Consider the following 3,091-nt stretch of genomic DNA (forward strand, 5'->3'; position numbering starts at 1 on the left):
TTTTTTAATATTTCATTCTCCATTTCAATGCGTTGTAGCTTTTTCCTCAGCTTACGTATTTCGATTTGTTCTGGTGTTATCGGAGAGGCTTTTGGTGTTTTGCCCTGACGCTCATCACGCAGTTGTTTGACCCATCTTGTCATTGTGGAAAGGCCAACATCCATAGCTTTGGCGGCATCTGCCACCGTGTATTTCTGGTCAACAACCAGTTGAGCGGATTCGCGTTTAAACTCTGCGCTAAAATTTCTTTTTTTCATTGGAGCACCTGTGTTGTTCTGAGGTGAGCATATCACCTCTGTTCAGGTGGCCAAATTCAGTGTGCCACTTCACATCGGCATCAGCCACTTCTTGTGGGCCCGAATATGGTTTACCATAAATACTACGCAGTTTTGTGTCGCTTATAGCCATAAATAATATTTGGTACGCTCAGAAATAATGGTTTGGTACACATCTGGTACACAATATCACATGGACAACAGCGCACAGTAAACAACTATATTTGACGTTCGTAGACATACTCAGGTGAAAAAATGGTTGTTTTTCGAGTTATAACAGACAGTTAATTAACTACAGTGGACAATGCTAGACAATGACAGACACAGATAAACAACCTACCTTCCTCTTTCACGATTACGAAACCTTTGGCACGCACCCCGCGTTAGATCGCCCTGCACAGTTCGCAGCCATTCGCACCGATAGCGAATTCAATGTCATCGGCGAACCCGAAGTCTTTTACTGCAAGCCCGCGGATGACTATTTACCCCAGCCTGGAGCAGTATTAATTACCGGTATTACCCCGCAGGAAGCACGGGCGAAAGGAGAAAACGAAGCCGCGTTTGCCGCCCGTATTCACTCGCTTTTTACCGTACCGAAGACCTGTATTCTGGGCTACAACAATGTGCGTTTCGACGACGAAGTCACACGCAACGTTTTTTATCGTAATTTCTACGATCCTTACGCCTGGAGCTGGCAGCATGATAACTCGCGCTGGGATTTGTTGGATGTTATGCGTGCCTGTTATGCCCTGCGCCCGGAAGGAATAAACTGGCCTGAAAATGATGACGGTCTACCGAGCTTTCGCCTTGAGCATTTAACCAAAGCGAATGGTATTGAACATAGCAACGCCCACGATGCGATGGCTGATGTGTACGCCACTATTGCGATGGCGAAACTGGTAAAAACGCGTCAGCCACGCCTGTTTGATTATCTCTTTACCCATCGTAATAAACACAAACTGATGGCGTTGATTGATGTTCCGCAGATGCCCCCCCTGGTTCACGTTTCCGGAATGTTTGGGGCATGGCGCGGCAATACCAGCTGGGTGGCACCGCTGGCGTGGCATCCTGAAAATCGCAATGCTGTAATTATGGTGGATTTGGCAGGAGACATTTCGCCATTACTGGAACTGGATAGCGACACATTGCGCGAGCGTTTATATACCGCAAAAACCGATCTTGGCGATAACGCCGCCGTTCCGGTTAAGCTGGTGCACATCAATAAATGTCCGGTGCTGGCCCAGGCGAATACGCTACGCCCGGAAGATGCCGACCGACTGGGAATTAATCGTCAGCATTGCCTCGATAACCTGAAAATTCTGCGTGAAAATCCGCAAGTGCGTGAAAAAGTGGTGGCGATATTCGCGGAAGCCGAACCGTTTACGCCTACAGATAACGTGGATGCACAGCTTTATAACGGCTTTTTCAGTGACGCAGATCGTGCAGCAATGAAAATTGTGCTGGAAACCGAGCCACGTAATTTACCGGCACTGGATATCACTTTTGTTGATAAACGGATTGAAAAGCTGTTGTTCAATTATCGGGCACGCAACTTCCCGGGGACGCTGGATTATGCCGAGCAGCAACGCTGGCTGGAGCACCGCCGCCAGGTATTCACGCCAGAGTTTTTGCAGGGTTATGCTGATGAATTGCAGATGCTGGTACAACAATATGCCGATGACAAAGAAAAAGTGGCGCTGTTAAAAGCACTTTGGCAGTACGCGGAAGAGATCGTCTAATTTGAAGCCTCCGCCGCTGGTACGGCGGAGGACAATGTTGAGTCAGGCTTTTTGAACGGTGATGCTCCACGCTGCATCGCCAATCTGCTGATAATCGGTGATGGCATGTCCTTCTTCTGCCGCCCACTGTGGGATTGCTTCAGTTGCCTGGGTGCAATCAAACTCAATTACCAACTCATCGCCGCTGGCCATTTCTGCCAGTGCTGCTTTTGCTTCTATGAGTGGAAACGGACAGACCTGCGTCACCACATCCAGCTTTTTAATCGCCATCTTTACACCTTACTTAATTTGCCGCAGCAGTCGCCAGTCGCGCCTTACGCTGCGGTCGAACATACACAAGCCAGGATGCAGTCCAGACTCCGAGAATCATAAATACAAGGCCAATCCAGCCCTGCCAGGTCATCATTGCAGTCATAACCAGTCCATTACCGATAGAGCAACCACCTGCAATACTGGCACCGAAGCCCATCAGTACACCACCTAACCCGCTACGTAATGTTGTTTGTGCATCAGCTGCGCGAACGCGGAACTCACGGCTCGCTTTGGCTGCAATAAATGACCCCACGAAGATCCCTAACACCAGGAAAACGCCCCAGTTAATGTATTTCACGTCACCCGCGACCAGAAATTGCAGAATATTGGCCGTTGGGGAAGTGATTCCTAACCCAAACATGCGTCCGGTTGCTTCACTCAGGGGCCAGGCTAAAAGCGCAATCAAACCGATGAGTACAGCAGTGGATTTGCCCCTATATTTCCAGACATCTGTTATCACTTAACCCATTACAAGCCCGCTGCCGCAGATATTCCCGTGGCGAGCGATAACCCAGCGCACTATGCGGATGCCATTCGTTATAATGCTCGAACGCCTCTGCAAGGTTCTTTGCTGCCGTTAACCCGTCTGGTTTGGGCATGATACTGATGTAGTCACGCTTTATCGTTTTCACGAAGCTCTCTGCTATTCCGTTACTCTCCGGACTCCGCACCGCCGTGTTCTTCGGTTCAAGTCCCAACATCCGGGCGAACTGGCGTGTTTCATTAGCCCGGTAGCATGAACCATTATCCGTCAGCCACTCCACT

General features: G+C 49.2%; 4 protein-coding genes and 2 pseudogenes. 1 reads left to right on the forward strand and 5 read right to left on the reverse strand.

Annotated elements, in window-relative coordinates; all coding sequences use genetic code 11:
- Both BHE85_RS12630 and BHE85_RS27485 read right to left on the reverse strand, forming a co-directional pair.
- Positions 1-257 (reverse strand): IS3 family transposase (locus BHE85_RS12630; RefSeq protein WP_033555117.1); only part of this gene is annotated, 257 nt, incomplete at its 3' end.
- 73 nt (positions 258-330) lie between these two features.
- Positions 331-408: pseudogene (locus tag BHE85_RS27485) on the reverse strand (hypothetical protein); the annotation flags it as partial.
- A gap of 181 nt (positions 409-589) precedes the next feature.
- Between BHE85_RS27485 and sbcB the strand changes: the two are divergent.
- On the forward strand, positions 590-2,014 hold the full coding sequence (gene sbcB / locus BHE85_RS12635; protein WP_000132561.1) for an exodeoxyribonuclease I: 1,425 nt from the start codon (positions 590-592) through the stop codon (positions 2,012-2,014).
- 42 nt (positions 2,015-2,056) lie between these two features.
- On the opposite strand, the gene tsuB is transcribed toward sbcB, so the two are convergent.
- From tsuB to BHE85_RS12650, 3 genes and pseudogenes are all read right to left on the reverse strand, one after another.
- Positions 2,057-2,284 carry a thiosulfate utilization sulfurtransferase TsuB/YeeD gene (gene tsuB, locus BHE85_RS12640; protein ID WP_000985273.1) on the reverse strand — a complete coding sequence of 76 codons (228 nt, stop codon included), beginning with the start codon at positions 2,282-2,284 and terminating at the stop codon, positions 2,057-2,059.
- Between the two features lie 13 nt (positions 2,285-2,297).
- Positions 2,298-2,750, reverse strand: a pseudogene (locus tag BHE85_RS12645) (YeeE/YedE thiosulfate transporter family protein); the annotation flags it as partial.
- A gap of 10 nt (positions 2,751-2,760) precedes the next feature.
- On the reverse strand, positions 2,761-3,091 hold a 331-nt coding region (locus BHE85_RS12650), incomplete at its 5' end, for an integrase core domain-containing protein (RefSeq protein ID WP_000321149.1).

It is taken from the genome of Shigella sp. FC1567, assembly GCF_001743015.1.
GTDB classification, from domain to species: Bacteria; Pseudomonadota; Gammaproteobacteria; order Enterobacterales; family Enterobacteriaceae; genus Escherichia; species Escherichia coli.

Bases quoted from the DNA above. Each gene is read 5' to 3' on its own strand.
- sbcB (WP_000132561.1), top strand. From the start codon at position 590: ATGACAGACACAGATAAACAACCTACCTTCCTCTTTCACGATTACGAA.
- tsuB (WP_000985273.1), bottom strand. From the start codon at position 2,284: ATGGCGATTAAAAAGCTGGATGTGGTGACGCAGGTCTGTCCGTTTCCA.